27 protein-coding genes are annotated in these 25,279 nt (G+C 53.1%); 10 read left to right on the top strand and 17 right to left on the bottom strand.

Features of this window, described 5'->3' with window-relative positions:
• Positions 1-19: 19 nt before the first annotated feature.
• From F3J37_RS15405 to F3J37_RS15395, 3 genes are read right to left on the bottom strand one after another with little or no spacing between them, the layout of a single operon-like run.
• The gene (locus F3J37_RS15405) at positions 20-1,219 is read right to left on the bottom strand and encodes an aminotransferase class I/II-fold pyridoxal phosphate-dependent enzyme (protein ID WP_166934214.1); all 1,200 of its coding nucleotides are present in this window, start codon (positions 1,217-1,219) and stop codon (positions 20-22) included.
• Positions 1,220-1,236: 17 nt separating this feature from the next.
• Positions 1,237-2,535 carry an LLM class flavin-dependent oxidoreductase gene (locus tag F3J37_RS15400; protein ID WP_166934212.1) on the bottom strand — a complete coding sequence of 433 codons (1,299 nt, stop codon included), beginning with the start codon at positions 2,533-2,535 and terminating at the stop codon, positions 1,237-1,239.
• A gap of 31 nt (positions 2,536-2,566) precedes the next feature.
• Positions 2,567-3,637, bottom strand: coding sequence for an iron-containing alcohol dehydrogenase family protein (locus F3J37_RS15395; RefSeq protein WP_166934210.1), 1,071 nt, complete (start codon positions 3,635-3,637; stop codon positions 2,567-2,569).
• Between the two features lie 329 nt (positions 3,638-3,966).
• Between F3J37_RS15395 and F3J37_RS15390 the strand changes: the two genes are divergently transcribed.
• From F3J37_RS15390 to F3J37_RS15370, 5 genes are all read left to right on the top strand, one after another.
• Positions 3,967-4,512 carry a GNAT family N-acetyltransferase gene (locus F3J37_RS15390; protein WP_166934208.1) on the top strand — a complete coding sequence of 182 codons (546 nt, stop codon included), beginning with the start codon at positions 3,967-3,969 and terminating at the stop codon, positions 4,510-4,512.
• Positions 4,509-5,657: an amidohydrolase gene (locus F3J37_RS15385; protein WP_166934206.1), complete on the top strand. Its 1,149-nt coding sequence runs from the start codon at positions 4,509-4,511 to the stop codon at positions 5,655-5,657. The genes F3J37_RS15390 and F3J37_RS15385 overlap by 4 nt, the downstream gene beginning before the upstream one ends.
• The gene (locus tag F3J37_RS15380) at positions 5,654-6,970 is read left to right on the top strand and encodes an MmgE/PrpD family protein (RefSeq protein ID WP_166934204.1); all 1,317 of its coding nucleotides are present in this window, start codon (positions 5,654-5,656) and stop codon (positions 6,968-6,970) included. Before F3J37_RS15385 ends, F3J37_RS15380 begins: the two co-directional genes overlap by 4 nt.
• Before the next feature lie 171 nt (positions 6,971-7,141).
• Positions 7,142-7,846 (top strand): helix-turn-helix transcriptional regulator, encoded by a 705-nt coding sequence (locus tag F3J37_RS15375; RefSeq protein WP_166934202.1) that lies wholly within the window; start codon positions 7,142-7,144, stop codon positions 7,844-7,846.
• 163 nt (positions 7,847-8,009) lie between these two features.
• Positions 8,010-8,324 (top strand): YicS family protein, encoded by a 315-nt coding sequence (locus F3J37_RS15370; RefSeq protein ID WP_166934200.1) that lies wholly within the window; start codon positions 8,010-8,012, stop codon positions 8,322-8,324.
• Between the two features lie 8 nt (positions 8,325-8,332).
• Here F3J37_RS15370 and F3J37_RS15365 read toward each other — a convergent pair whose 3' ends face one another.
• From F3J37_RS15365 to F3J37_RS15345, 5 genes are all read right to left on the bottom strand, one after another.
• On the bottom strand, positions 8,333-8,980 hold the full coding sequence (locus F3J37_RS15365) for an anti-sigma factor (RefSeq protein ID WP_166934198.1): 648 nt from the start codon (positions 8,978-8,980) through the stop codon (positions 8,333-8,335).
• On the bottom strand, positions 8,977-9,531 hold the full coding sequence (locus F3J37_RS15360; protein ID WP_166934196.1) for an RNA polymerase sigma factor: 555 nt from the start codon (positions 9,529-9,531) through the stop codon (positions 8,977-8,979). Before F3J37_RS15360 ends, F3J37_RS15365 begins: the two co-directional genes overlap by 4 nt.
• 43 nt (positions 9,532-9,574) lie before the next feature.
• A complete protein-coding gene (locus F3J37_RS15355; RefSeq protein ID WP_034827547.1) occupies positions 9,575-10,138 on the bottom strand; it encodes a fasciclin domain-containing protein in 564 nt (187 codons plus the stop codon).
• 149 nt (positions 10,139-10,287) lie between these two features.
• Positions 10,288-10,512 carry a hypothetical protein gene (locus F3J37_RS15350; RefSeq protein WP_100704068.1) on the bottom strand — a complete coding sequence of 75 codons (225 nt, stop codon included), beginning with the start codon at positions 10,510-10,512 and terminating at the stop codon, positions 10,288-10,290.
• Between the two features lie 351 nt (positions 10,513-10,863).
• Positions 10,864-11,265: a hypothetical protein gene (locus F3J37_RS15345; protein ID WP_166934194.1), complete on the bottom strand. Its 402-nt coding sequence runs from the start codon at positions 11,263-11,265 to the stop codon at positions 10,864-10,866.
• A 470-nt stretch (positions 11,266-11,735) separates the two neighbouring features.
• Here F3J37_RS15345 and F3J37_RS15340 point away from each other — a divergent pair, with 470 nt between their 5' ends.
• Complete coding sequence (locus F3J37_RS15340) at positions 11,736-11,921, top strand: biofilm development regulator YmgB/AriR family protein (RefSeq protein ID WP_166934192.1); 186 nt, start codon at positions 11,736-11,738, stop codon at positions 11,919-11,921.
• Between the two features lie 383 nt (positions 11,922-12,304).
• Complete coding sequence (locus tag F3J37_RS15335) at positions 12,305-12,688, top strand: VOC family protein (protein ID WP_166934190.1); 384 nt, start codon at positions 12,305-12,307, stop codon at positions 12,686-12,688.
• A gap of 37 nt (positions 12,689-12,725) precedes the next feature.
• Here the strand turns inward: F3J37_RS15335 and F3J37_RS15330 are convergent, their stop codons facing one another.
• The 6 genes from F3J37_RS15330 to F3J37_RS28380 form a co-directional block, all read right to left on the bottom strand.
• Positions 12,726-15,014, bottom strand: coding sequence for a molybdopterin-dependent oxidoreductase (locus F3J37_RS15330; RefSeq protein ID WP_166934188.1), 2,289 nt, complete (start codon positions 15,012-15,014; stop codon positions 12,726-12,728).
• A 35-nt stretch (positions 15,015-15,049) separates the two neighbouring features.
• A complete protein-coding gene (locus F3J37_RS15325) occupies positions 15,050-15,811 on the bottom strand; it encodes an amino acid ABC transporter ATP-binding protein (protein WP_045814601.1) in 762 nt (253 codons plus the stop codon).
• Entirely contained in the window at positions 15,804-16,727 is a 924-nt protein-coding gene (locus F3J37_RS15320; RefSeq protein ID WP_166934186.1) for an amino acid ABC transporter permease, read from the bottom strand. Before F3J37_RS15320 ends, F3J37_RS15325 begins: the two co-directional genes overlap by 8 nt.
• The gene (locus tag F3J37_RS15315) at positions 16,724-17,620 is read right to left on the bottom strand and encodes an ABC transporter substrate-binding protein (RefSeq protein WP_166934184.1); all 897 of its coding nucleotides are present in this window, start codon (positions 17,618-17,620) and stop codon (positions 16,724-16,726) included. Before F3J37_RS15315 ends, F3J37_RS15320 begins: the two co-directional genes overlap by 4 nt.
• Before the next feature lie 328 nt (positions 17,621-17,948).
• Positions 17,949-18,080, bottom strand: a complete 132-nt coding sequence (locus F3J37_RS28385) for a hypothetical protein (RefSeq protein ID WP_255464776.1) — start codon at positions 18,078-18,080, stop codon at positions 17,949-17,951.
• 44 nt (positions 18,081-18,124) lie between these two features.
• Positions 18,125-18,250, bottom strand: coding sequence for a hypothetical protein (locus tag F3J37_RS28380; RefSeq protein WP_255464775.1), 126 nt, complete (start codon positions 18,248-18,250; stop codon positions 18,125-18,127).
• A gap of 342 nt (positions 18,251-18,592) precedes the next feature.
• Here F3J37_RS28380 and F3J37_RS15305 point away from each other — a divergent pair, with 342 nt between their 5' ends.
• The 3 genes from F3J37_RS15305 (at position 18,593) to F3J37_RS15295 (ending at position 23,082) form a co-directional block, all read left to right on the top strand.
• Positions 18,593-20,761: a TonB-dependent siderophore receptor gene (locus F3J37_RS15305; RefSeq protein WP_205298963.1), complete on the top strand. Its 2,169-nt coding sequence runs from the start codon at positions 18,593-18,595 to the stop codon at positions 20,759-20,761.
• A 205-nt stretch (positions 20,762-20,966) separates the two neighbouring features.
• Complete coding sequence (gene iolE, locus F3J37_RS15300) at positions 20,967-21,890, top strand: myo-inosose-2 dehydratase (RefSeq protein ID WP_166934180.1); 924 nt, start codon at positions 20,967-20,969, stop codon at positions 21,888-21,890.
• Positions 21,891-21,900: 10 nt separating this feature from the next.
• The gene (locus F3J37_RS15295; RefSeq protein ID WP_166934179.1) at positions 21,901-23,082 is read left to right on the top strand and encodes a Gfo/Idh/MocA family protein; all 1,182 of its coding nucleotides are present in this window, start codon (positions 21,901-21,903) and stop codon (positions 23,080-23,082) included.
• On the opposite strand, the gene F3J37_RS15290 is transcribed toward F3J37_RS15295, so the two are convergent.
• From F3J37_RS15290 to F3J37_RS15280, 3 genes are all read right to left on the bottom strand, one after another.
• On the bottom strand, positions 23,079-23,993 hold the full coding sequence (locus F3J37_RS15290; RefSeq protein ID WP_166934177.1) for an alpha/beta fold hydrolase: 915 nt from the start codon (positions 23,991-23,993) through the stop codon (positions 23,079-23,081). The two genes, F3J37_RS15295 and F3J37_RS15290, sit on opposite strands and share 4 nt — an antisense overlap.
• A 218-nt stretch (positions 23,994-24,211) precedes the next feature.
• Positions 24,212-24,655 carry a GNAT family N-acetyltransferase gene (locus tag F3J37_RS15285; RefSeq protein WP_166934175.1) on the bottom strand — a complete coding sequence of 148 codons (444 nt, stop codon included), beginning with the start codon at positions 24,653-24,655 and terminating at the stop codon, positions 24,212-24,214.
• Positions 24,639-25,184, bottom strand: a complete 546-nt coding sequence (locus tag F3J37_RS15280; RefSeq protein WP_166934173.1) for a GNAT family N-acetyltransferase — start codon at positions 25,182-25,184, stop codon at positions 24,639-24,641. Before F3J37_RS15280 ends, F3J37_RS15285 begins: the two co-directional genes overlap by 17 nt.
• Positions 25,185-25,279 lie beyond the last annotated feature (95 nt).

Here is a 25,279-nt window from a genome sequence, read left to right as displayed (position 1 = left end):
CTGGCGACCGATTAAATCCCTATTTCAACACTGCACAGGCTGCCGCAATGCGTTTTCCGGCTTCGCGCACGCTTTCAATATCCGTGGCAATCGACAAACGGAAATACGGTGACAAGCCATAGGCACTGCCCGCTACGCCGGATACGCCGCTCTCCAGCAGATAATTCAGCACATCCTGTTCGCTTTCCAGCGTACGTCCATCAGCACGCGATTTGCCCAACAGGCCAGCACAGCGACAGAAGATAAAGAACGCCCCTTCGGGATTCAGCACCTCAATGCCTTCAACCGGGCTTAGCTGCGCCATAATCGCATCGCGACGCGCCTGATAGCCCGCACGTTGCGGTGGCAGGAAATCCAGGCCGCCGTTCAGCGCCGCTACCGCTGCCGCCTGACTGATGGCGCTGGCACCAGAACTGTTCTGCGACTGCACCACCACCATGGCATCAATCAGCGCTTGCGGACCGGCACCAAAGCCGATGCGCCAGCCGGTCATGGCATAGGTTTTCGACACGCCCCCCACCAGCAGAATGCGATCGGCTAAATCTGGCGCTACCTGCAACAGGCTAACGTGTTCACGTCCATCAAACAGAATGTGTTCATACAGTTCATCCAGCATGATCCATACGTTGGGATGGTCACGTAGCACCGCCGCCAGTGCAGTTAATTCTGCTGCGTTATACACCGCACCGGATGGATTGCCGGGATTATTCAGCACCAGCCAGCGGGTTTTGTCGGTGATCGCTTGCGCCAGCTGCTGCGGCTGCAGCTTGTACTCTTGCTCCAGCGGGCACTCCAGCAGCACCGCGTCGCCGCCGTTAAAACGCACGCTATCCGGGAACGTCGGCCAGTATGGCACCGGCACAATCACCTCATCGCCGTCATTCAAGGTGGCGGCGAAGGCGTTGAAGATGATCTGCTTCGCCCCGTTGGCGATACAAATCTGCCCCAACGCATAATCCAGCTGATTTTCACGTGCCAGTTTGGCCTGCACCGCTTTACGCAGCGGCGTGGTGCCATTGGTCGGCGTATAGCGCGTCTCGCCATTATTCATAGCTTCAACGGCAGCATCACGGATGTGCTGTGGCGTATCAAAATCCGGCTCACCGGTGGTGAGATCCAGAATATCCACGCCCTGCTCTTTCAGCTGGCGCGTCAACTGACGCGCCGCCGCATTGGCAGAGAGCGACACGGACTGCACACGCTTCGATAAGGTGACCATGTTCAGCTCCTGTAGGGTTACAGCGTTGGCAGACCGAGGTTCTCGCGCAGCGTGGCGAATTCGTAATCATCGCGGAACAAGCCACGGCGACGCAGTTCCGGGATCACCAGCTCAACGAACAGATCCAGCTGCTCTGACATGATGGCAGGCATGATGTTGAAGCCATCGGCTCCGCCCTCTTTCAGCCACAGCTCAAAGTCATCGGCGATATCTTCTGCAGTGCCGAGAATCACGCGGTGACCACGCGATCCCGCAGCCACGGCGGCCAGTTCACGCAAGGTCAGGTTTTCACGCTTCGCCATATCCGTCATCAGCTTGACGCGGCTCTGGTTGCCTTCACCCAGTGGCACTTCTGGCACGGGGCCGTCGAGTGGATACTGGCTCAGATCCATGCTGAAACGCAGCGACAGCTGACGCAGACCGTTTTCGATATCCACTAGCGTGTTCAGCTCTTTCCACAGCGCTTTGGCTTCTTCACGCGTGCGTCCAACAATCGGCATCACGCCCGGCATGATCACCACGTGATCCGGATTACGCCCGGCGGCAATCACCTGATCTTTCTGCGAGCGGTAGAAGGTTTGCGCTTCTTCCAGGCTGGCGGCAGCGGTGAAGATCACTTCGGCGGTTTCGGCCGCCAGTTTTTGACCGTCTGCTGATGAACCCGCTTCGATGATCACCGGACGTCCCTGCGGAGAACGCGTGATGTTCAGCGGACCCTGCACCTGGAAGTGCTCGCCGTCATGATCAATCGACTTAATTTTGTCATTTACGAAGTATTCACCGGTCTCTTTGTTCGGTTGTACCGCCCCCGCTTCCCAACCTTCCCACAGCTTGTTGGTCACTTCGAGGAACTCACGTGCACGTGCATAGCGCTCGGCGTGGTTTGGCATATCGCTGCGGCTAAAGTTACGCGCCACGTCGGTGGAGAACGACGTCACCACGTTCCACGCTGCGCGACCACGGCTGATGTGATCCAGCGACGAGAAGCTGCGCGCCATGGTGAATGGATCGCTAAAGGTGGTGGACGCGGTGGCCGCCAGACCAATGCGTTTGGTGTTCACCGCCAGCGCCGACAGCATGGTCAGCGGCTCAAGGCGCGCCATGGTCGAAGGCAAACGGTACATGCTGGTGGCTAACGCATCACCGACGAAGAACAGATCGAATTTACCCGCTTCGGCTTTTTTTGCGATGGTGATCAGCCAGTCAATGTCAGTGGGATCGCCGAGTTTTTCCGTGAGACGCCAGCCGCTGACGTGTTGCCCTACGGGTTGTACGAAGAGGCCCAAGCGGATGCGTTGAGTTTGTGCAGTAGCCATGAAGTTGTCCTGGTCGATAAAAGAGTAAAAGTTAGAAACGGTTTTCGGTTGCCAGCAGCGCCTGCTCTAACGCATCCGCATGGATACGAAACGGCAGACGTTCAGCGCTGGCCGCCGGGAATTTAATCTGTTCTGCAATAGTGCGAATCGCCGCCGCGCGCTCGCCGGTCAACGGCGCCAGCGTCAGTGGCATCGCATACTGACGCAGCAACGCCAGCAGTTCCGCATCCGGCACGCCATCGTGTTCAATCAGTGATTGCACCAACAAGCTGTAACCGACTTTTTCACCGTGCAGCCAATGATGCAGCTCAGGCTGGTGCGTCAGACGGTTATGAATGGCATGGGCAAAACCGGGGGTGGGCAGTTGATCGCGCACGCTGTTCGCCAGACCCGCCAGGACGATGTTGGCATCGATAACTTTCACCAGCTCCGGCGTGACCTGCTGTTTTTCATTGGCGCTGACGGCGGCTTCACCCAGTTGGCGATAAACATCCAGCGCTCGTTGCGCCGTCATCACTTTGAGATCGAGCGCCAGATCGTGCGGGTTACTGCGCAGGTAAGGGGCAAATTCGTAGTACTTCGCCAGCGCATCGACAATACCCGCTTTGAGATAGCGCACATCGCTGCAGGCGATCACTTCACTGTCCACCAGCACCAGCTCCGGCATTTTCCCCAGCGGCTGGCTGCGCACGTGGCCGCCCTGCTCGTTATAAATGATGGCAACCGGTGACCATGCAGCGCAGGTCGCCGCCAAAGTAGCGAAGTTAATCACCTTCAGATCCGGTAACTGGCTACCCACCGCTTTGGCAGCATCCAGCACGCGGCCACCGCCCACGGCAAACAGCAGCTCGGCTTGCTGTTGCTCAACATTGGTTTTCAGCGCTTCGATCACGGCATCGGTGCATTCACCGTGCAGATACTCCAACTCCCAGCGGATACCGTTGGCTTCTAAACTCTGGCTTAATTCCGGGTTAACCGCTTGCCAGGCGTTGGGAGAAGTGAAGATGCGGATATGTGTGGCATAAGGTTTGATAAATTCACCAGCACGCTTACGCAGGCCAGCTTCATGTGCATAAGCACGCGGAGATTTGATCGCTAACACGTCGTCACCCTGATTAAGAATAAGGCTATAACGAGAAAAGTTATTTTATTTCATGGGGTTAATGCGAAATAGTTATAGCGCTATGTAATTTATGCATACTACGGTAAATCGCGATATAAGCAATGGAAAAGCCGCCATTTCATTTTCACAAATTCGCATTAGCTTAGTCATTTTTCACATATAGAAGCACAAGGCATTACTGATATTCTGAGTTGCTTAGCACGCTGGGTATTTTGAATTAGCGCTTTAAATTGCGCTGTTTCAACCGCTATGCGCTGCTCAATCTGCATTCAATTTACCGCTTCCAGGCGGTTTTTCCGGGGATAGTTATGTCACTTGAATTTCGTCAGGTCAGAGAAGATGAGGTTGAAACCTATCAGGCGCTGATGCACGCCGCCTATGCGCCAACGCTGGCACTGGGCATCAAATTTGATGCCGCCACCGCAGACCGTGAAAAGACGCTGCGCCACCTGCAAAATCACGGCGTTTATGCACTTTACGCACAAGGCGTGATGGTTTCCTCGGTCACCGTGCGCTATCCATGGGGACCGCTGCCTGGGCCGTTTGGCCTGCCGCATATTGGCTGGTTCGGTGCCCATCCCGACTATCCCGGTAAACAGTATGGCCGTCAGGTACAGGATCGGCTGGAACAAGAGATCCTGCTGGGTAAACTGCGGGCGCCAGCGGTATCACTGGGTACCGCCACCAGCCATCCGTGGCTGATCGAGATGTATAAAAAGCGCGGCTTCCAGCTGATGCACACCACCGATCTCGGCAAAGGCCACATCACCCAATATATGAAGAAAGTGCTGGATGACAGCGCGCATGATGCGTGGATGACACGTCAGGCCACACAACAAGGAAGCAAAGCATGAGTTTTGATGAGAGCGCACTGGGCCAGCATTTGATTGCCTTCCGCCATGAGTTACACCGTTTTCCTGAACTCTCTAATGAAGAGTTTGAAACCACCGCGCGTATTCGCCAGCAACTTGAAAAGCACCAAATCCGTGTGTTGGATCTGCCGCTGAAAACCGGATTAGTGGCGGAAGTTGGCCCCGAAAATGGGCCACTGATCGTGCTGCGTTCCGATATTGATGCACTGCCGATTGAAGAGCAGTCTGATGTGACCTTCCGTTCAGAGCGTCCGGGCGTGATGCACGCGTGCGGCCACGACTTCCACAGTTCCGCAGCCTTAGGTGCGGCGATATTGCTGAAACAGCAGGAAGCGAGCTTAGCGGGCCGCGTGCGTATTCTGTTCCAGGCCGCCGAAGAGACCGGCCAGGGAGCGCCGGATGTGATTGCTACCGGCGCACTGCAGGATGCGATAACTATTTTCGGCATTCATAACGATCCTTCATTACCACCGGGCGTGATTGGCAGCAAAGCTGGCCCACTGACCGCCGCCGTCGACCGCTTTGATATCAAAATTATCGGCACCGGTAGCCACGCTGCGAAGCCGCATCAGGGCAACGATCCGATTGTGATCGCCGCGCAGATTGTTTCTGCCGCGCAAACGCTGATCAGCCGTAATGCCCCTTCTGGCGACAATGCGGTGGTCTCAATTACCCAGATTCACAGCGGCAGTACCTGGAACGTCATCCCGGACAGCGCGTGGCTGGAAGGCACGGTGCGTTCGTTCTCGCAGGAGACGCGAGAGCGACTGGAGCAGCGTTTCCGCGAGATCGTGCAAGGCATTGGCGCGGCCTTTGCTGCCAGCGTTGAGTTCAACTGGCACGCAGGTCCACCGTCGGTGGTGAATGATGCACACTGGGCCGATTTCGCCCTGCAGCAGGCAACCGCCAGCGGCTTTGAAGCGCGCGTGGTCGAAGCCAGCCCGATTGGTGAAGATTTTGCCTTTTATCAACAGCAGTTGCCGGGGGCCTTTATGATGATTGGCACCGGTGAACCTTATGCGCTGCATCATCCGGCATTTCGTATTAACGATGACGTGCTGCTGCTGACCTCACGTTACCTGGCCAATCTCGCCGTCGCGGCACTGAACAGTGTGGCGCCGCAATGAGTATCACTGCCGCCCTCGCTGAGCTTATCGTCCATAGCCAACCCGATGCCGCTGCACGTGAAGCGGCGCGTGAAGGAGTAAAAGATTTTCTCGCCGTCAGCTGGCCGGTGCTGCAAGGTCAGGTGCCGGATAGCGGCTTGCCGGCACTACGAACCGTTTATGGCGATGGTAGTCCGCGATCGCAGGCGCTGCTGCTCGGTTACGCCGCTCACGCGCTGGATTACGATGATTTCCACGCTGATTTTCGCGGTCATCCCAGCGTGGTGATTTTGCCCGCGCTGTTTGCCTGGCAACAGCAACAGTCTGCGGAAATCGATGATTTCCTTGATGCTTACGCCATCGGTGTGGAAGTGGCCGGACGACTAGGGTTGGCCGCCAGCCAGCAGCATTATGCGTTAGGTCATCACAATACCGCGACGCTGGGCACCCTGGCCGCCGCCGCCGCGCTGGCTCGTCTATTAAAACTGGATGTCGGCGCAACGGCCAACATGCTCGGCATCGCCACCACCCAGGCCAGCGGGCTGCGTGCGCAGTTCGGTTCCGCTGTCAAACCGCTCCACGCGGGTTTAGCGGCGGAACGTGCGGTTACTGCAGCCCAGCTGACGCTGGCCGGTTTCGATGGCAAACAGGATGGTGTGGTTGAGGCTTTCCTTGCGGCCAGCAGCAACGGCGCAGCTCAACCTGAAAAATTGGTCGAGCATTGGGGTGAGACGTGGCGCATCGTGATGCCGGGTCTGGAGTACAAACCCTTCCCGACCTGCGCCGGAACGCATAGCGCAGCGGAAGCCGCGCGCATTCTGCGTGATGGCTGGTTAGCCAGCGGCAATTCGCTGGAAGCGCTGCTGGATAACATCACCGATATCAGCGTAGCTTTCCCGCCTGGGGGCGATATTGCCGCTTCCGTCACATCGCCCACCAATGGGATTGAAGCGCGTTTCAGTCTGGAATACGTGATTGCCGCAATGCTGATCTATAACGATCTGCGGCTGGAAGATTTCGCTGAGGGCGATCTCAATCACTTAGTACTGCCGCTGGCGGCGAAGGTGCGTCGCACGCCCGATGACAGCGCACCGCCCGATGCGATCAATCCCGCATTGCGTTTTCATCTGGTTACCCTTACCTTGCGCGATGGCACGCAGTTGCAACAGCGTCGTACCCGTCAGCAATCACTGGCCGATGGCGTCGATGTGGAGAGTAAACTGCGTCTGGCGTTGAGTCAGGAATCGGGTGAGCGATGGCAACAGGTGCAGCAGAGCAGTGCATTGCAGACAACCGCTGATCTGGCGGTGCTGCAGCAGTTATTACGCGTTTAATATCACGTCCGTTGCAGCGCTTTTAGTTCACCAAATTACAGACGAAGTTGCGTCTATCGGGATGACGAGTGCCGTATTAAACTACAGGTCGCCGCACTTGCGCTGGAGTCAACTCTGGTGCGTGCGGCTGGACCGCTCCTGACTGCCAGACTCTTAGCTTAGGCACACACCATGACCAAAACCCAGCGACTAATGGAGCTTGTGCAATTGTTACGTTGTCACCGCTATCCGGTGACTGCGCAGCATCTTGCGGAGCAACTCAGCATAAGCGTGCGTACCGTCTATCGCGACATCATCTGCCTGCAGCAGCAAGGCGTGGCAATCGAGGGCAGCGCCGGACTGGGGTATTTGCTGAAATCTGACGGTCACTTACCGCCCTTGATGTTTTCCCGTCATGAGATTGATGCGCTGGCGTTGGGCCTTGACTGGGTCAGCCGTCACACTGATGCTGAATTGAAATCCGCTGCACAACACGCGCTGGCAAAAATCTATGCCGTGTTGCCGGAACATTTATCCCACGCGCTCGATCATCAATCGCTGCTGGTTGCCACGCGCGGTGAAGTGCTGTTTGAGACCCATCTGCCTGAAATTCGTAAGGCAATCCATACGCGCAACAAGATCATCTTACGATACAAAGATCTCAAAGAGGCCACTTCAACCCGGGTAATTTGGCCGGTGGTGCTGGGCTATTTCGATCGCGTACGCTTACTGTGCGGCTGGTGTGAGTTGCGTCAGGATTTTCGTAACTTCAGGGTTGATCGTATTGAAGAAATTCAGGCGAGTGACGAAGTTTATCCAGGCACGCGCTTTCAATTACTTAAGCGCTGGAAGGATTACCACCAGTTGCGGGAACAGAATGGCTATCGTGAGGCATGATGTTTGAAGCCCACAACGAGCAGTATTTCATTTTGTTTTGCGCTATCTCTGATAACCATGAAAAAAACTTTCGAAACCACTGATCATCGACCACGCTTCAATGCATAGCATCGCCGCAGCTTTAGCACTTTGCTAAAGCGTCCGCACGCTCAACGGAGGCACTATGTTCTGGAAAATTGGCTCTTGCTCATTGCTGGTCATGATTTCATTTATTTCTGTGGCTAAGTCACCCTACAGCAACCTGTCCTACGCATTACGAGAGCAGCAGATCATCACCGATCTGCGCGCGCACTGCCATCTGGCGCAAGAGATACCGAATGAACGCATTAAGCAGGTGTTTCTGAATAGCTCAGAGAATCACGATGCGATTGTGAACGCCGCTGATGCCCTGAAGAAGAAGGATCAGTCAGGCTACCACCAGCATATTGAACAGGTGAGCTGCCCAAAACTGGCGATGTTCTCGCCAGCAAAAAAGTAGAGGCCGCGCTAAAGTAAGCCACTGTACAAAACCGGCCCCGTTGGCAACCCCGTTGGCGAACCGCCTTGAGGTTCAAGACTGATCGCAATCGTTGTCCCTGCTGCCAGCTTTTTTTGATCCATCTCGATCCGAGTGGCTGAATTGTTTGCCAGCAGCCCTAATGAAACCGGCTGTTTGCCGGCAGGGATCAGCCATAGCTGCAGACTGTTAGCTGTCGCAATGGCAACGGGTTTCAGCGGCGCGAGTTGCAGATAGCGGCTATCGCTACTGCGGCTCACCACCCACTGCCCCTGCTGCTGCGCATCACCGAGAATAATCAGCGGTGCGAATTCTTCCGGGCGATAGTTGTAATAAGAGACCAGCGTAATGGCCGCCAGACCCGCAGCAACCAGCCAACCCAGGTAAGGATTGGCGCGTTTAACCGGAGTTTTAGCCGGCAGGCTTAACGTGATCTTTTTCCAGACGCGTTCAGGCGGTGATTGAGGCCGCAAGTGCGTATCTAATCCGGTTAACATCGTCTGCCAGCTGGCGACTTTCGCGGCGAGTTCAGGCTCCTGCTGTAGCCGCCTTTCAAAACGCAAACGCGCATTGCCGCGCAGTGTTCCCAATGCATATTCGGCTGCGAGCGCGTCATCATGTTGATTATTCTGTTTCATAAGCCCACGCACTCCCGAAGATGCTCCATCGCACGACGGATCCAACTTTTCACTGATCCCACTGGCTGCTGCATCCAGGCTGCAATATCGCTGTGAGACATCCCTTGATAATAAGCCAGCGTGACGCTTTGACGCTGCTCACTGCTGAGATGCTGCATGCAATGTTTTAAACGTGCCGCCTGCGAATCATCGAACGGCTGCTCTGCATGAGCGGTATCCATTTCCTGAGTACTGTCACTGTATTCCTCTGACGCCAGCGCTTCTCGCGCCTGCCCGCTGCGTAACCAGTCAATACAACGGTTACGCACAATATGCGTCATCCATGTCATGGGCGCGCTGAGTGCGGCATCATAGCTGTCGGCTCGGTTCCAGATGGTGAGGAAGCAATCATGCAGCACTTCTTCCGCCCAGGCTGGCTGACGCAAGGTGCGCAATGCAAGTGCAAATAAATGCGGAGAAGTGAGTCGATACAGTTGTTCAAATGCCGGGCGATCGCCTTGCGCAATCGCCCGCAATAATTTCACCTGCTGTTGAGCCAAAACGTTATCCATGTTTTTTCCGAAAGGCATTGAAATGCCTTCCGAGTATAGACAATTACTTAGGCATCAGGACGGTGTCGATGACGTCGATCACACCGTTTTTCTGATTCACATCATAAGTACTGATATTGGCCACATTGCCCATGCCATCCTTCAACTGAATATTGTGAGGACCGTTGCTCATAATCCATAAAGGCTGACCATTAACGGTTTTCAGTTCCGCATGACCGCCGCCTTGTTTAATTTTCATTTCCAGCGCTTTCATATCGTATTTGCCGGCCACAACATGGTAAGTCAGGATGCTGGTCAATTTGGCTTTGTTTTCCGGTTTCACCAGATTATCCACGGTACCAGCAGGCAATTTCGCAAATGCGGCATTAGTTGGCGCGAACACGGTAAAGGGACCTTTGCCTTGCAGTGTATCGACTAATCCCGCCGCTTTGACTGCGGCCACTAAGGTGGTGTGATCTTTAGAGTTGAGGGCATTTTCAATGATGTTTTTCTGCGGGTACATGGCGGCACCGCCGACCATGACAGAATCAGAATTCATGGCTGCGAAGGTGGTGGCAGTGAACATTAACGCGCCTGAGATGACTGCAGTGGTGATTAACTTTTTCATCATAAATCCTCGTTTTAGGGGAGCGAAGGAGTTGCTCACAACGGGATATACGTAAGGAGGGGCGTAACTAGATGCAGGCTGGAGAAAATATTTTAAAAAAAAAATCACAAGACGGCCAAAACAGCCGTCATGTGTGCAGTCACCTGCGGTTAAATCTGGTCTTCTGGCTCGAGAGCGTCCTGAATCGCATCCGCCAGGTTGGAGATCTCATTGGCCACCGCCTGAAGATCCCATGACGCTTTTGAACCGCTGGCGGAGGTAGAGGCACTGACGGATTCCTTCGCCACAGCTAAAGCGGCCGCCACAGCGATGGTCCGCTTGTGTTGTTCCGGCGTCATGCCCATTGGGGGTGGTGCAAAGTAGTCATTGACCATTTCATCTCTCCGTTTACCGCGTTCAAATAATTAATCCTGCGTGCATTATCAAGATATTGAGCAAGAGTGCGACCAAAAGTTCACGCAATACACCTGGCGGTACTGCAGAAGGTCGAAATCCCCTTACCTTCCATCAGAAAAACTCACCTACACTGACTTCCTTTAAGACGCTATTCAGAGGGTAGATAAAATGGAGATTTCTGCCATTACAGACCGTTGCGCAGCATTACAGGCGGAAAAAAAGCTGTGCCCTGTCAGGCACAGCTTCCACTTTTAAGCTCAGGGGGAGTTTTAGTAGATAGCACAGATGGTCGCCAGAACGGTGAGTTCAACCCTACTCATCAGTCGTACTCAGCGATTAAAATGCTGTCTGCAATAAACCGCTGTCTGTATGCGGCTTTTGATACGGTGTTTAGCGTGCTTAATCACTGCCATCCACATAGGATGGGCGGTGTTTCTATTGAACTTTTCCAGAGCCTTGAGTAGCTCATACCATTTCGCGACCTGCTGTGTCTTATCTTTGCCCAGACTCTCTTTCATATGCTGAATAGTTGCATCAACCTGAATTTTTACTTCAGTAAGACTTTTTCCTGACTGGTGAAAAGCCGCCAGTTTTCTCAACTGGACCGCATAAAACTCAACATCAAAATCCAATGCGTTCAAACGCACCTCAACAATTATTTTTCTGAAATTAAGTTGTAGCTCTTTTTGGGTGATTTGAAAGGCCAACATGAAAATAAATATCTTCAGCATGTCTTTAGCGATGATTTTCAGCAGAACCTGAGTTGGGTGAACACACGAACTTCCAGGTCAATCTCGAATTAAGCCAAATTGTACAACCCTGGACTGAGCAGTATGAAAATTAACCACTCACAAAAAACATTATTTTTACTTACTAATCCATCAAATAAAACAGCACAAAATGAGATTAATCCTTCATTATCACCATAAATGGTTAATAAAACTTTATTAGACATTAAAATGCAAACAAAATACACCTCGTACCACTCTGGACTTATGATTTATCGTTGTACAAGTTTAAGAAACTTGTATAAGTTTGTTGTGCGATATAAATCGCTCGTAACGAATGATGCATTGCATCGCCTCTGTAAGTGTTTATTGGATTTCCACATACAGAGGTTATTTTTAACCGTGGGATGTTCTCGCCCACCGTTTCGGGCGGTTCTAAATTTTATTTCTTATTATTCACAGCATGAGGCTTTATGGAAATATCTGCGACCCGTGAGTCTCAGCCTGTTGAAAACACCAATGTAAACAGCGGGCAACACCCAACCGAACTTGCTGTTTTACATGAGGTTCGCCTGGAACTCACCTCCAGAAAAAAACGCATTACTGATAAGGATATTATCCTTGCTCTTATTCTGAGACTTGAAACAGAACACAATTAAGCTGTGCAGAATATTTATCGAAATGCACTGGAGACGGTTGTTTTGAGTACTCAGAATGACACTCAATCCTGAGATGTTTGTTGTGTGAAATTTCCAGTGAACAAGGACGTTCGTCTTCTCGTATACCAACAAAACTTGCCCCAGAGAACTGGGGCTTTTTGATCTGATTAACTAACTCACTCTTTGCAGGCATCTGCGTCCACTGGTCTTTAAATAAGATCTACGGACATTGCCGTCATCAATCATTCCTGGGTCTAGCCTGCTATCACTCAACTTCGCTTAGCGGGTGAGAGGATAAAAATATGCCTATGGTTTCGACTCCTGACAGTTTCTGTCACAGACGACTCGTACTCTACAGCGGTAAACACACAAGGAGAAAAACCATGTTCACCGCCGATATGACTATTCTGTACGTCCCCAATGTTGTGAAGAGTGCCGACTTTTATGCATCGCTGTTTGATATCAAGCCGATTAATGTCACGCCCACTTTTGCGATGTTTGTTTTTGAGAATGGATTCAAACTGGGTTTGTGGTCGAAATATACCGTTCAACCGCCAGTGGAGACGCAACATTTTACGGCCAACGGTGAAATCACTTTTAAAGTGCAGCACAAAGCCAACGTAGATTTCCTCTACGACGAATGGGGCGCGTTCCGTGAGATCACCATTGTACAGTCTCCGACCGAGATGGATTTTGGCTACACCTTCACGGCTATCGATCCTGATGGGCATCGTCTGCGCGTAATGTGGTTGCAGTTAGAAGATTAATGTTCTGGGGCGGCCATGCGGCCGCCCATTGAGAACGCTAACTTTGCGGCGGGATGAATGCCTGCACCGGCGTCAGTTCCCCGGTGTATTTACGCACCTGCACTACGGTGATTTGGCCACTGCAGCCTTGAGTCAACGACGAGGTGCCAATATCCAGCGTCAGCACATTCGGGTTGCCGTGGCGGCATAACGGTCGCAACGCGGTGGGATCCACCGGATCGTACCAGGCCCCCGTTGGCAACTGCACCACGCCCGGCATCACCGTGTCGGTTACACGCGCGCTGGCGAGTACGTGACCTCGCTGGTTGTAAAGCTCAATAATCTCGCCGTCTTGAATGCCCAGCGATGCCGCATCATCCAGATTCAGGCTGCACACCTCACGCCCATCGCGTTTGCCGCTCAGGCTGTAATCACCAAAATCCAACTGACTGTGCAAACGCGTCGCGGGCTGATTAGCGATCAGCCAGAACGGATGGTCTGCATCCGGCTTTTGCTGCGGCTCTCGCCAAACTGGATGTCCCGGACAGTTTTCATAATCGAAGCTGGCAATCGTCGCCGAATAGATTTCGATTTTTCCGCTCGGTGTTGGCAGTGGTGCAGCATCCGGATCGGCACGGAAGGCGTTCATCATCCGTCCACCGTCTTTGAGCTGCGGCAATTCCAGCACGCCCTGCTGCCAGAATTGTTCAAAATCGGGAATGTCGACCTGATGCGTTGCCAGCTTTTGCTGCAATTGCGCGTAATGGTGTTTCAGCCAGCCACGCGTATCGCGACCTTCGGTAAACGCCTCTTCACGTCCCAGCCTGCGCGCCAGCTCAGCAAAAATGGCGTAATCGTCTTTGGCTTCGCCGTGCGGTTGCGCGACCGGCTGCATAGCAAACAGATGGCGATCGGTTGGCGCACCGCCGATATCTTCTCGCTCCAGCGTCATGGTCGCGGGCAATACGATATCGGCATGCCGTGCACTGGCCGTCCACGCAATCTCATGCACAATCAGCGTATCCAGCTGGCAAAATGCCTGACGGAGTCGCGCTAAATCCTGATGGTGGTGGAACGGATTACCGCCCGCCCAGTAAGCCAGACGAATATGCGGATAGGTCATGCGGCGACCATTGTAGTCGAAAGGTTTGCCGGGATTGAGCAACATGTCTGAGATGCGCGCCACCGGGATCAGACGATCGATGCCATTTTTGCCCTGCGGTAACGCCGGGAAACTCACCAAGTTGTGATGCTTACCGTAGTGACCCAACGCGCCCAGCGCATAGGTGTAACCGCCGCCCGGTAAACCCGGTTGGCCCAGCGCCGCGGCCAGTACCAGCCCAAGCCACACCGGTTGTTCGCCGTGCTCCGAACGTTGCAGCGCATGCGCAACGGTGACCAGCACACGCTTACCGGGTAAGTGACGGGCAAAATCAGCGATAAAGGCCGCGCTGACGCCGCAGATCTCTGCCGCCCAGGCGGCATCGCGTCGCGTGCCATCTTCTTCACCACGGATATAGGCAACCATTTCCGGCCAACCCACGGTATAGCGACTCAGGAAGGCTTCATCCGTTAGCTGTTCTTCAATCAATACGGACAGAACACCGAGAATAAAGGCGGCATCGGTGCCTGGACGCAAGGCCAGCCACTCCCCTTTAGCTTCGTCGGGTAGATCGCTTTTCAATGGGCTTACTGAGATAAAACGTGTGCCGCGTTGTGCAGCCTGCTGCATAAAACCGCGCTCGGTGTGTTCACTTAATCCACCGCTCGCCACCTGCGAGTTTTTCAGCGCCAGACCACCAAAGGCGATGACGATTTCACTGTGCTGAGCAATCTCTTCCCAGCTCACGCCGCGCCGCGCAATTTCGTTCATGTCGCCGACGATATGTGGCAGCAGCACCGAAGCAGAGCCGGAACTGTAGCTGTTTACCGAACGCACATAGCCGCCCAGCGTGGTGTTCAGGAATCGGTGTACCTGGCTTTGCGCATGGTGAAAACGGCCGGCGCTCGACCAGCCATAAGAACCGCCAAAAATGCCCTCTGGGCCATAAGTGTCGCCCACGCGCTTCAATTCACGCGCCACTAATTCGTAAGCCTGCTCCCAGCTAACCGCAACGTATTCGTCATTGCCCCGGCGCTGATCGGGGCCGGGGCCCTCTTCCAGCCAGCCACGACGCACCATCGGGCGCGAGACGCGTGCCGGATGATTCAAAGCGGTGCGGAAATTTTGCAGCAGCGGGCTGGGATCGGGATCGCCTTTAAAGGGTTCGATAGTGAGCTGGTCGCCCGATTGCTGGGCATGAAAAGCGCCCCAGTGGGCGCTGTGCATTACCGGTTTTTGCGTCATCACTGTTCCTGGCTATCAAAAATGAAAAACGGTGCTTAAAGCACCGTTGCAATAAAGTTTCTTACGCGCCCGTTTTCCGGGTCGTCGAGGACTTGCTGAGTCGGTCCGGCCGCCACGATTTTGCCGTCTTCCATAAAGACAATGTTGTCGGCAACCTCGCGCGCGAAACCAATCTCGTGCGTCACAATCACCATGGTGATGCCGGAGTGCGCCAGTTGCTTAATCACTTGCAACACTTCGCCCACCAGTTCTGGATCCAGTGCCGATGTCGGCTCATCGAACAGCATCACACCCGGGTCCATCGCCAGCGCGCGCGCAATGGCCACACGCTGTTGCTGTCCGCCGGAAAGATTCTGCGGCCACTCCTCTTCGCGCCCTGCCAGCCCCACCTGCTTAAGCAGTGACAGCGCTTTGCTGGTCGCCTGTTGACGGTTTTGCTTTTTGACGCGCATCGGCGCATCCACGATGTTCTGCAAAACAGTGCGGTGCGGGAACAGGTTGAACTGCTGGAACACCATGCCAATTTGCGCACGCTGACGCGCAATCTCACCACTGCTTAATTCGTGCAGTGCCTGGCCTTTTTGTTTGTAGCCAATGATTTCGCCACCGATGCGAATTGTGCCACCATCCAGTTTTTCCAGATGGTTGATGCAGCGCAGCAGTGTGGATTTCCCCGAACCCGAAGGACCGAGGATCACCGTCACCGAACCAGCGGGAATATCCAGATTCACTTCATCCAGAATCGTGACGCCAGAGAAGCGTTTGGTGACTTTACGTAAGGCGATCGCTTCAGCCATTGCTTACGCTCCTTTCAGGTTTCTGCGCGCTGAAGCCTGGCAAGGATTTAAACAGGCTGCGTTTTTCTCGACGCGTAACGCCACGACCAAAATAGCGTTCAACGTAGAACTGACCAATCGACAGTACCGAAGTCATCAGCAGATACCACAGCGTCGCCACCAGCAGCAGCGGGATCACTTCATAGGTACGCTGATAGATGATCTGCGCGGAGAACAACACGTCTTGCAGCGAAATGACTGACACGACGGCAGTGGTTTTCAACTGACCGATAATTTCGTTGCCAGCGGGCGGCATAATCGCGCGCATTGCCTGCGGCAGCACGGTATGACGGAAAATCTGCGCCGGGCGATAACCCAGTGCACGCGCCGCTTCCAGCTGACCATTGCCCACGCTCTGGATGCCGGCACGCACAATTTCAGCGGCATAGGCAGACTGATGCATCACCAGCGCGATCACCGCCGCACTGAATGGACTCACCAGCGCATTAGATTGGGTGCTCCACAGCTCGCCTAATCCAGGGATCGACAGTGAAATCGTCGGATAAAGTGCGGCAATGTTGTACCACAGGAACAGCTGCACCAGCATCGGTACACCACGGAAGAACCAGGTGTAGAACCAGCTGACGCCCACCAGCACCGGATTCGATGAAAGGCGCATCAGCGCCAGCACCGTACCAAAAGCAAAGCCCAGCACCACCGAAATTGCGGTCAACTGCAGCGTCATCAGTACGCCCTGCAGGATCGATTCGCCGGTGAAGTTTTCCGCAATCACGCTCCATTCGAAGCGTGGATTGTTAATCATCGAGTGCGCCATTGCCACGACGCACAACAGCACTACCAGCGCACTCAGCCAGCGTCCGTAGTAACGTTTGCCGACGATCCGCAGATCGTCGGTGTGGTCACGAACATCACTCATTGAAAGATTTCCTGATTACGTTTGGATTCTTTGACTGCGCCAAAACCGATACCCCAGTTGTCGAGGATCTTTTTGTAGCTGCCATCTTTGATCAGCGAGTTCAGCGCAGCCTGTACAGCTGGCTCCAGCGCAGAATCTTTCGGGAAAGCGATAGAAACGGGTGCGTCATTCACGGTGATTTCACCGCTCATTGTCAGCGGTTTAATCACTTTGGTCTGCCACAGTAGGCCTTCATATGGACCAAAGAACATCGGCACGCGACCACTCACTACAGCTTGTACACCCGCAGGACGATCCGGGAATGGAGAGACTTTGATCGGCTTCTTGCCTGCTGCTTCACAAGCCTTGCTGGCTTCTTCAAGACGCGTAACTTGCGTAGTACCCGAGCCAGCTCCAACTTCTTTACCACAGACATCGTCCAGCGTTTTAAATGATGCCAGGTTGGCATCCTTACGCGAGATAATGCCCAACCGACTGGCATCGTAATAGCTGACGAAATCGATAATTTTGGCGCGGGTCGCGGTGGCATTAATGTTCGAGAGCGCAACGTCATAACGACCGGTTTTCAAACCTGGGATGATATTGTCAAAGCCGCCGGTGTCGCGCCACTGAACCTGAATCCCCAAACGCTCACCCACAGCGTTCATCACGTCAATCTCACGGCCGGCCAGCGTTTTGTTGTCTTCTTTATAGAAGGTCGTTGGCGGCGTATTTGGGTTGGTTCCTGCCACGATATAGCCGCGTTTAACCACATCCGCCGGCAGCAGGCTTTTTAGCGTTGGGTCGGCCTGAACATGGAGTGAGCTGTCAGTTGGGACGGATTGATCGGCGGCAAACGCGGTGTGCGCACTCAATGCAAGTGCAAGCAGGGTGATACCTTTGGCGAGTTTCACTGGAACCTTCTCCTGATATATATAAATGTTTCCCTGTCGGGAAAAGGCGTTGAGGTAGCGATGTATTTTTCTTCTTTCTCACCTCTCGGCGGAAAGAAATTTTCATCCTCTGAACGTCCCGGAGCCATTCTCAGTAAGATGTGCAGCGATCACAAATGCGAAAAACGGATATCCATTGCCAGATTTCGGGAATAGAACTCGGCGCCCGTGGTGACGGGGATGACCGCGCCAGCGATGGCGCGGTTTGAAGTGAGGTATTCAGATTTAGTCAGGTATTCAACAGCCTGCTTTTACCATGGCTTATGATCGTTTTCTTCTTAACAAGACATTATCGTTCTAAGCGTTTGCGTATAGGCTCAAACTCTTTCGTCGCATGGCGTGGAACGGTATCGGGTAAATTCTGCTCGGCGGCCTGCCAGTATTGCCACGACACTTTCTTATCGCCCAGTTCGTCATCCATACCATCCCAGCTGTCCTCCCGGAAGCTGTAGAGCGTCGAGTGAACTAACTAAAGCTGTTGCCACCATGTTGAGGTTGCAGCCAGAAATCCATCTTTTCGCTAACTTTGGCCAGAGGAATGGTCATCGAAATCAGCCGCAGGAATGTAAAGGTTTGTATGATCCAGTGCACACTTTCTCCTTAATTTATACGAGTCCTTAGCTCTCATTTTGGTGCAGGCTCGAAGCTAAACGGATTCCCATGTAGTTACTGTGCGTTATCACTGATTTTAGTCTACTGATTTGCAAGGAATTGATGACAGTTTGATGAACGCTTTTCCTCCGCAACGTTTTTTAAGCACAAACGTCACTCTGGCTTTACGTTTCTTCACGTTTCCCCCGCATTTAGCACCAATCATGGAGAAAAAAAGGAGACGCCGGTTTATCGCATATACAATGAGAAACATTCTCATTATCATGCGCATTTGCTTACATATGTTAATACTTCAGGGAGAAGATTTAAGTGAATGTAACTTTGTATGTCAGGAAGCGCCCTCTTGCACTGATTGTGGCAGCCTTGCTCACCTCACCTGCTTATGCCGCAGAACCCACGGAAAAACTGGCTGACGATGAATCGATGATCGTCACTGCAGAACAGGGTCTGAAACAACAGCCTGGCGTTTCCACTATTACCGCTGAGGACATTAAGAAAAGCCCACCGGTTAACGACCTCTCCGATATCATCCGCAAAATGCCAGGCGTTAACCTGACCGGTAACGGGGCCAGCGGTAGTCGTGGTAACAACCGTCAGATTGATATTCGCGGCATGGGCCCGGAAAACACCTTAATCCTGATAGATGGCGTGCCGGTCAGTTCGCGTAACTCCGTGCGTTACAGCTGGCGCGGCGAACGTGACTCGCGAGGTGATACCAACTGGGTGCCCGCGGAGATGGTAGAACGTATTGAAGTGATTCGCGGCCCAGCCGCCGCGCGTTACGGTTCCGGTGCGGCTGGCGGCGTGGTGAACATCATCACTAAGCGCCCGACCAATGACTGGCATGGATCGCTGTCACTGTTCACCAATCAGCCCGAAAACAGTAAAGAGGGTGACACGCGTCGCGCCAACTTCAATTTGAGTGGCCCGCTGGCTGGCGATGCATTAACCATGCGTCTGTATGGCAATACTAACCGCACCGATGCGGATGCTTATGATATCAATACCGCTCAAAACGGCTCTTATGCTGCGGGACGGGAAGGGGTACGTAATAAAGATATTAACGGTGTACTGTCATGGAAAATCACCCCTACTCAGATCGTTGATTTCTCCTACGGCTATAGCCGTCAGGGCAATATCTATGCGGGCGACACGCAGAATAGCAATGGAAATAGCAGTGCAGGTGGTTTAGTTGAATCTCTGTACGGCAGTGAAACAAACCGCTTATATCGTCAGAGCTATGGCGTCACTCATAACGGTATCTGGGATTGGGGCACATCCAAACTTAATTTCAACTACGAGAAGACCAATAACACTCGCTTGAAAGAAGGCACTGCCGGAAGTGTTGAAGGGATGATTAACAGTAATGTTTATTCGACCAGTCGTCTGGAAAGTTATCGTGCTGGCGGAGAAATAAACTTCCCACTGGAATTATTGGTGGACCAAACCGTGACCTTGGGAGCGGAATGGAACCGCGATGAGCTTAATGACCCTGCTTCAATGCAATCTGCAAGTACAAACCTTTACTTGCCAGGTAGTTCAGGCGATCCGTCTCAGCGCAGCAGTACTAACTCCGCCACGATAAGTTCTCTTTATTTTGAAGATAATATTGCCGCCACTGACAGCACTGAAATTATTCCGGGTTTACGCTTTGATTATCATGATGCTTTTGGCGCTAACTGGAGTCCAAGCCTGAATATTTCGCAAGGATTGGGCGACTATTTTACGCTCAAAGCGGGTATTGCGAGGGCATTCAAGGCGCCTAACTTATATCAATCAACTCCCGGCTACCTACTATCAACACGTGGCAATGGCTGTCCAATTGGCCTATCCCAATGTTATTTATTAGGGAATGACAATCTCGATCCTGAAGTGAGCGTTAATAAAGAAGTGGGACTAGAGTTTAACCACGCGGGTTATGTCGCTGGTATCACCTACTTCCGTAACGATTACAAAAACAAAATTGTATCCGGTACTGATGTCGTCTACACCAATGGTACTTACAACGTGCTTCAGTGGGAGAATGGAGGCAAAGCCATTGTAGAGGGGCTGGAAGGGAACCTCACTATTCCATTGATTGCGGACACACTTGAGTGGCGGTCTAATGCGACTTACATGTTCCGTTCAGAAAGTAAGAAGACGGGAAATCCTCTATCGGTCATTCCTGAATTTACTATCAACTCACAATTAGAGTGGCAAGCAACTGATAGCCTTAGCGCCAATATCAACTGGACGCAGTATGGCCGCCAAAAACCGCGCCAAAATGCAGAAACAGTTATTGAGGGAAGACCTGGAGGTCTTTCACAACGTGAAATTAAGCCATATTCCATTGTCGGCTTGAACCTCAATTACGACATCACTAAAAATTTGCGTGCTAATGCGGGTATTAACAACCTGTTTGATAAGCGCATTTATCGTGAAGATGAAGGTGCTTCAACTTACAACGAACCGGGCCGCGCCTATTACGCTGGCGTCACCCTGTCGTTCTGAGTCCTGATGGGTGGCCTTCTAAGGGCCACCCCTATTGACTTGCTTTCCTATCTCCCTGTTAAACCATTAATTTCCATCCAAAATCACATCAATATTTTTTTGACGTTAAGCCTGCAAATTTTGATGGTTTTACGTCAAATAACCGCTCGCCGCAGCACATCGCATCCGCTAATTTCATCGCTATCTCCCCTACAGGATATAACCGATGATCAAAGAAGCGTTTTATCGCACAGGTCACCCCGCACCTCAACTCGGCGTCAGCCCACTCTCCTGGGTCAATGAAGTGCTGCAATACCTCGGCGCAGGGACCTCGGCCGAACACTGTTTGAAGGAAGCGAAACAGGCCGGATTTCAGGGCGTCGAGCTAAGTCGCATATTCCCGCGCGAGCCGGGTGCATTGAAGCAGCTGTTGGCACAACATCAACTGCAACTGGTGTCAGGCTGGCATGACGGATTTCTCACCGAACGCAGCGTTGAGCAGGAGCTGGATGCAGTGCACAACCATGCCGCCCTGCTGCAGGAAAATGGCGCCAACGTGATGGTGTACGGCGAATGCGGCTGGATGGCTGACAACGCGCTGGATGTGCCACTGAGCACCCGCCGTTTGTTGCCGGAGAGTCAGGTCGCCGACTATGCCGATCGCCTTTCCCGCTTTGCCGAAGCCTTGTTTGATCGATACGGTTTACGCCTCGCCTATCACCACCACCTGATGATGGTGGCCGAAACTCTGCCGGAAATCCGTGCGCTGTTAAATGCCTGTTCGCCCGCCGTTGGCCTGTTACTGGATACCGGTCACGCCACCGCTGCCGGATTCTCCTATACGCAACTTATTGAGGAATTCGCCGACCGCATTTGCCACATCCATCTAAAAGATGTGCGGTTGGATCGCCTGCAACAAGTGCGGGCCAGCGGTATGACCTTCAACGAAGCCGTGCTCGCAGGGTTGTTTACCGTGCCAGGCGACGGCGGTATTGATTATCGGCCGCTGGCAGAGTTTATCGCTCGCAGCGGTTATCAGGGCTGGATGGTAGTGGAAGCCGAGCAGGATCCGGCGAAAGCGCCCCCATTAGAGACCGTGACCCGCGCACAACGTTTTGTTGCCCAACACATTTTACCTGCAAACGCTTAAGGAGCCGCTGATGGCTGGAAAAACACTGAATGTTGGCCTGATCGGTTCAGGCTTTATGGGCCAGGCACATGCCGATGCATGGCGCCGCGCGGGTTTACTGTATCGTAACCTGGCGCTGCAACCCGTTCTGCATACGCTGGCAGATGTCACCCCCGCACTGGCCGAAGAAGCGGCTCGACGCTACGGCTTTCAACACAGCACGGCGGACTGGCAGTCGCTGGTGAACAATCCTGAAATCGATATTGTTGATATCACCACGCCTAATAGCATGCACTTCGACATGGCGCTGGCCGCGATTCGTGCAGGTAAACACGTCTACTGCGAAAAGCCGCTCACCGTTTCGTTGCAGGAAGCGCAAACCCTGACCCAGGAAGCTGAACGAGCAGGTGTGAAAACCATCATGGCGTTCAATAACATCAAAACGCCGGCAGCGCAGTTGGCGAAGCAGATGATCGATCGCGGTGACATCGGCACACCGACACGCTTCCGTGGCTGGTTCGATCAGGGATTTTTCAACGATCCCGAGCTGCCATGGAGTTGGCGTTGCTCGCGCGAACAGGCCGGGTCTGGCTCACTCGGTGACTTAGGCTCACACGTGGTGAGCGTGGCGCAATATTTGATGGGGCCGATCAAGAGCGTGGTAGGACAGGAGCAGCTGTTTATTGACACGCGTCCTGCTGCAGGTGGTGGTTCAGGCTATGGTGCCCAGGCAGATAAACAGGCGGCGCGTTTGAAAGTGGAAAACGACGATCAGTTCCAGGCGTTGGTCACTTTCGAGAACCGCGCCGGTGGCGTGATTGAATCTTCACGCATCTCCGCAGGAAAAGTGTTCGGCATTGCCTGGGAAATCTCGGGCACCGAAGGCACCATCATCATGGACGGTGAGCGCTTTAACGAACTGAAGATTGCACGTTATGGCGATGCGAAACACGATCGCGGCTTTAAAACCATTTATGCCGGTTCTCAGGTCGAGCAGTTTAGTGGCTTCTTTGGCTTCGATTTCGCTGGCGGTGGCCTGGGATACTTCGATGTGAAAGTGATCGAAATTTACGACCTGATTAAAGGCCTCAGCAGCGAAGCCGGTTGTTTCCCGGATTTCCGCTTTGGCCTGGAGAATCAGCAGATCATTGAAGCGATGGTGCGCTCATCTGCCAGTGGTCAACGTGTGGAGATCGCCAGTCTGCGCAACTAACTAAAAAACTCGCGCAGTGCTTCAGCCAGCGCCTGCGGTTGCTCATCCGGGATGAAGTGACCGCAGTGCGCGATTTTGATGCCTGAAACCTCAGCCGCAAACTCCTGAAGCGGAATCGCCATATCGGGGATCGAACCCTGATCGGCACTGACCGCCAGCAACGGCACCGTCAGTTTGCCGTTATCATGCAGCCATGCACGGTTTTGTTCCGCCGAGACGCTCACTTCGCGATAGGCCGCCATACCTGCACGCAAAGCACCGTTTTGTTGCAGCAACCGCGTGTATTCCGTCATATCGTCTGCATCAAAAACCATTGGGCTGACGGCTTTGCGTTTCAGGAACCAATCCAGATAGATCTCTTCGCGCCCGGCAATTAAGGCTTCAGGCAGATCCGGCAGCAGATGGAAGGCAAAATGCCAGGTTTTCCAGGCCTTATCGGGCGTGGCAGGCAGCGCATCCGGCAAGGTCACGCCCGGAATGCCGGCATCAAGCAGTGCCAGTTTTTTTATCTGATTGGCATAACGCAGGGCAAACGGCCAGGCCACCCACGCACCGACATCATGCGCCGCAAGATAGTAGTGATGGATGTTCAGTTGCAGCAGCAGGCCCTGTACTTTTTCTGCCAGAGAAGTGGTGTCATAGCCGCTGTAAGGCTTATCGGAATCCCCCTGACCGGGGAGATCGGGCGCGATAATGAAGTAATGATCGCCAAGCAGAGCCATTACCTTGCGCCACGCAAACCAGCTTTGCGGGAACCCGGCTAACAGCACCAGGGTTTCACCTTGTGGGTTGCCGCCGCTAACGTAGTGGATGCGAACACCGTCTACCGTGGCGTAATAATGGGAAAAATCAGGCAGGTTGGTGACAGGTTGTGACCAGCGCGATGTTATTTTTAATTCTGAGGCATTCATCCGTTACTCCTAAAATTGGAAATGATTACTTCCTAATTGATCAAATTTTTGGTCGGATAGGTCGAAAACATAATCGTTCCTGGGCTGGCATGGTTGGCCGCGTTCTCGTATCAAGATTTGAGTTTGCGGTAGAGGAAATACCATTTAGGAAATGATCGATTCCCAAATGGTACAGGATGGTAGGAAGAATTGACAAGCGGTGTGAGTGAAATTGCTGATTAGGGTGCAACACGGTATTGCACAAAATCCGTCTTCGCCGCGACCTGATCATACAGCGCTCGGGCGCGGTAATTATTCTCACGCGTCATCCAATACACTTTCGAGCAGTTCAATGCCTCAGCGGCAGCATTCACCGCTGCGATTAACGCGCGACCCGTACCTTGTTTACGCCCGTCTGGGCTGACGAACAGATCCTGCAGGTAGCAATAGTCACCCAGGGTCCAGGTGCTGCGATGGCAAATAAAATGCACCAGCCCAGTCAATTTGCCCTGCTCCTCCGCCACCAGACAATGCATCGGTTCGCCTTCCGCAACCAATCGTTGAAATGTCGTATTGGTGACTTCTTCCGTGACCTCACTGACATAAAAGTCGAGATAGCCCAACCACAGCGATTTCCACTGTGCGTAATCCTCTGCAGTGAGTTCTCTAATGACCTGTTCCATTTCTTTCTCTCCATTGTTGGCGTGTGATGGTGAACATCAAACTGGCGGGCGGATCTTGCGGATTAAACACCCTTTCGAGGAAAGTCATCCCGACCTTTTCCAGTACGCGGCGTGATGCGGTGTGGTTTTCTCTCACCACACCGACAATTTCTTTCAGTTTTAGATCTTCAAAACCGTGGCGGATAGCGCGATGCGCGAGTTCTGTCGCATAGCCTTTTCCCCAGGCATCCGGTTCAAAACGGTAACCGAGATTATTGGTTCTGCGACCGTTAAATTCGCTAACGAAAACGCCACCGAAACCAATCACGTGTTGAGGATCGCTTTTCTCCATGATGACCCAGTCATCGAAACCATGAATAGCGCGGTCTTTGATTCTGCGTAATAACACGTCTCGCGCATGATCAAGGCTTGGATAAGGCCCGCGTGGGTTAAATTGATGTGTTCGTGCATCGCCATAGATGCGAAAAAGCGCCTGCAAATCCTTGCGCTCAATCGGCCGATACAGCAGCCTTTCAGACTCCCAATGCATTCATTTCCTCGCCGTTTTTTTGTGATGCAGTGAAGTAACATAGCACCGCGACATCGCTTTGAGTGTTAAGAATTTTTGCTATGATGTCAGCCCAT

The sequence above is a fragment of the Candidatus Pantoea communis genome, from assembly GCF_011752685.1.
Taxonomy (GTDB): Bacteria; Pseudomonadota; Gammaproteobacteria; order Enterobacterales; family Enterobacteriaceae; genus Pantoea; species Pantoea communis.
This window is presented reverse-complemented; position numbering and strand designations above follow the sequence as displayed.

What these genes read in the sequence shown, in the direction of transcription:
- F3J37_RS15295 (WP_166934179.1), top strand. Translation starts at nt 21,901, where the DNA reads ATGGCTGGAAAAACACTGAATGTTGGCCTGATCGGTTCAGGCTTTATG.
- F3J37_RS15385 (WP_166934206.1), top strand. Translation starts at nt 4,509, where the DNA reads ATGAGTTTTGATGAGAGCGCACTGGGCCAGCATTTGATTGCCTTCCGC.
- F3J37_RS15320 (WP_166934186.1), bottom strand. Translation starts at nt 16,727, where the DNA reads ATGAGTGATGTTCGTGACCACACCGACGATCTGCGGATCGTCGGCAAA.
- F3J37_RS15355 (WP_034827547.1), bottom strand. Translation starts at nt 10,138, where the DNA reads ATGAAAAAGTTAATCACCACTGCAGTCATCTCAGGCGCGTTAATGTTC.
- F3J37_RS15345 (WP_166934194.1), bottom strand. Translation starts at nt 11,265, where the DNA reads ATGCTGAAGATATTTATTTTCATGTTGGCCTTTCAAATCACCCAAAAA.
- F3J37_RS15365 (WP_166934198.1), bottom strand. Translation starts at nt 8,980, where the DNA reads ATGAAACAGAATAATCAACATGATGACGCGCTCGCAGCCGAATATGCA.
- F3J37_RS15370 (WP_166934200.1), top strand. Translation starts at nt 8,010, where the DNA reads ATGTTCTGGAAAATTGGCTCTTGCTCATTGCTGGTCATGATTTCATTT.
- F3J37_RS15380 (WP_166934204.1), top strand. Translation starts at nt 5,654, where the DNA reads ATGAGTATCACTGCCGCCCTCGCTGAGCTTATCGTCCATAGCCAACCC.
- F3J37_RS15375 (WP_166934202.1), top strand. Translation starts at nt 7,142, where the DNA reads ATGACCAAAACCCAGCGACTAATGGAGCTTGTGCAATTGTTACGTTGT.
- F3J37_RS15350 (WP_100704068.1), bottom strand. Translation starts at nt 10,512, where the DNA reads ATGGTCAATGACTACTTTGCACCACCCCCAATGGGCATGACGCCGGAA.
- F3J37_RS15285 (WP_166934175.1), bottom strand. Translation starts at nt 24,655, where the DNA reads ATGGAACAGGTCATTAGAGAACTCACTGCAGAGGATTACGCACAGTGG.
- F3J37_RS15360 (WP_166934196.1), bottom strand. Translation starts at nt 9,531, where the DNA reads ATGGATAACGTTTTGGCTCAACAGCAGGTGAAATTATTGCGGGCGATT.
- F3J37_RS15340 (WP_166934192.1), top strand. Translation starts at nt 11,736, where the DNA reads ATGGAAATATCTGCGACCCGTGAGTCTCAGCCTGTTGAAAACACCAAT.
- F3J37_RS15405 (WP_166934214.1), bottom strand. Translation starts at nt 1,219, where the DNA reads ATGGTCACCTTATCGAAGCGTGTGCAGTCCGTGTCGCTCTCTGCCAAT.
- F3J37_RS15400 (WP_166934212.1), bottom strand. Translation starts at nt 2,535, where the DNA reads ATGGCTACTGCACAAACTCAACGCATCCGCTTGGGCCTCTTCGTACAA.
- F3J37_RS15280 (WP_166934173.1), bottom strand. Translation starts at nt 25,184, where the DNA reads ATGCATTGGGAGTCTGAAAGGCTGCTGTATCGGCCGATTGAGCGCAAG.
- F3J37_RS15390 (WP_166934208.1), top strand. Translation starts at nt 3,967, where the DNA reads ATGTCACTTGAATTTCGTCAGGTCAGAGAAGATGAGGTTGAAACCTAT.
- F3J37_RS15335 (WP_166934190.1), top strand. Translation starts at nt 12,305, where the DNA reads ATGTTCACCGCCGATATGACTATTCTGTACGTCCCCAATGTTGTGAAG.
- F3J37_RS15330 (WP_166934188.1), bottom strand. Translation starts at nt 15,014, where the DNA reads ATGACGCAAAAACCGGTAATGCACAGCGCCCACTGGGGCGCTTTTCAT.
- F3J37_RS28385 (WP_255464776.1), bottom strand. Translation starts at nt 18,080, where the DNA reads ATGGATGACGAACTGGGCGATAAGAAAGTGTCGTGGCAATACTGGCAG.
- F3J37_RS15325 (WP_045814601.1), bottom strand. Translation starts at nt 15,811, where the DNA reads ATGGCTGAAGCGATCGCCTTACGTAAAGTCACCAAACGCTTCTCTGGC.
- F3J37_RS15290 (WP_166934177.1), bottom strand. Translation starts at nt 23,993, where the DNA reads ATGAATGCCTCAGAATTAAAAATAACATCGCGCTGGTCACAACCTGTC.
- iolE (WP_166934180.1), top strand. Translation starts at nt 20,967, where the DNA reads ATGATCAAAGAAGCGTTTTATCGCACAGGTCACCCCGCACCTCAACTC.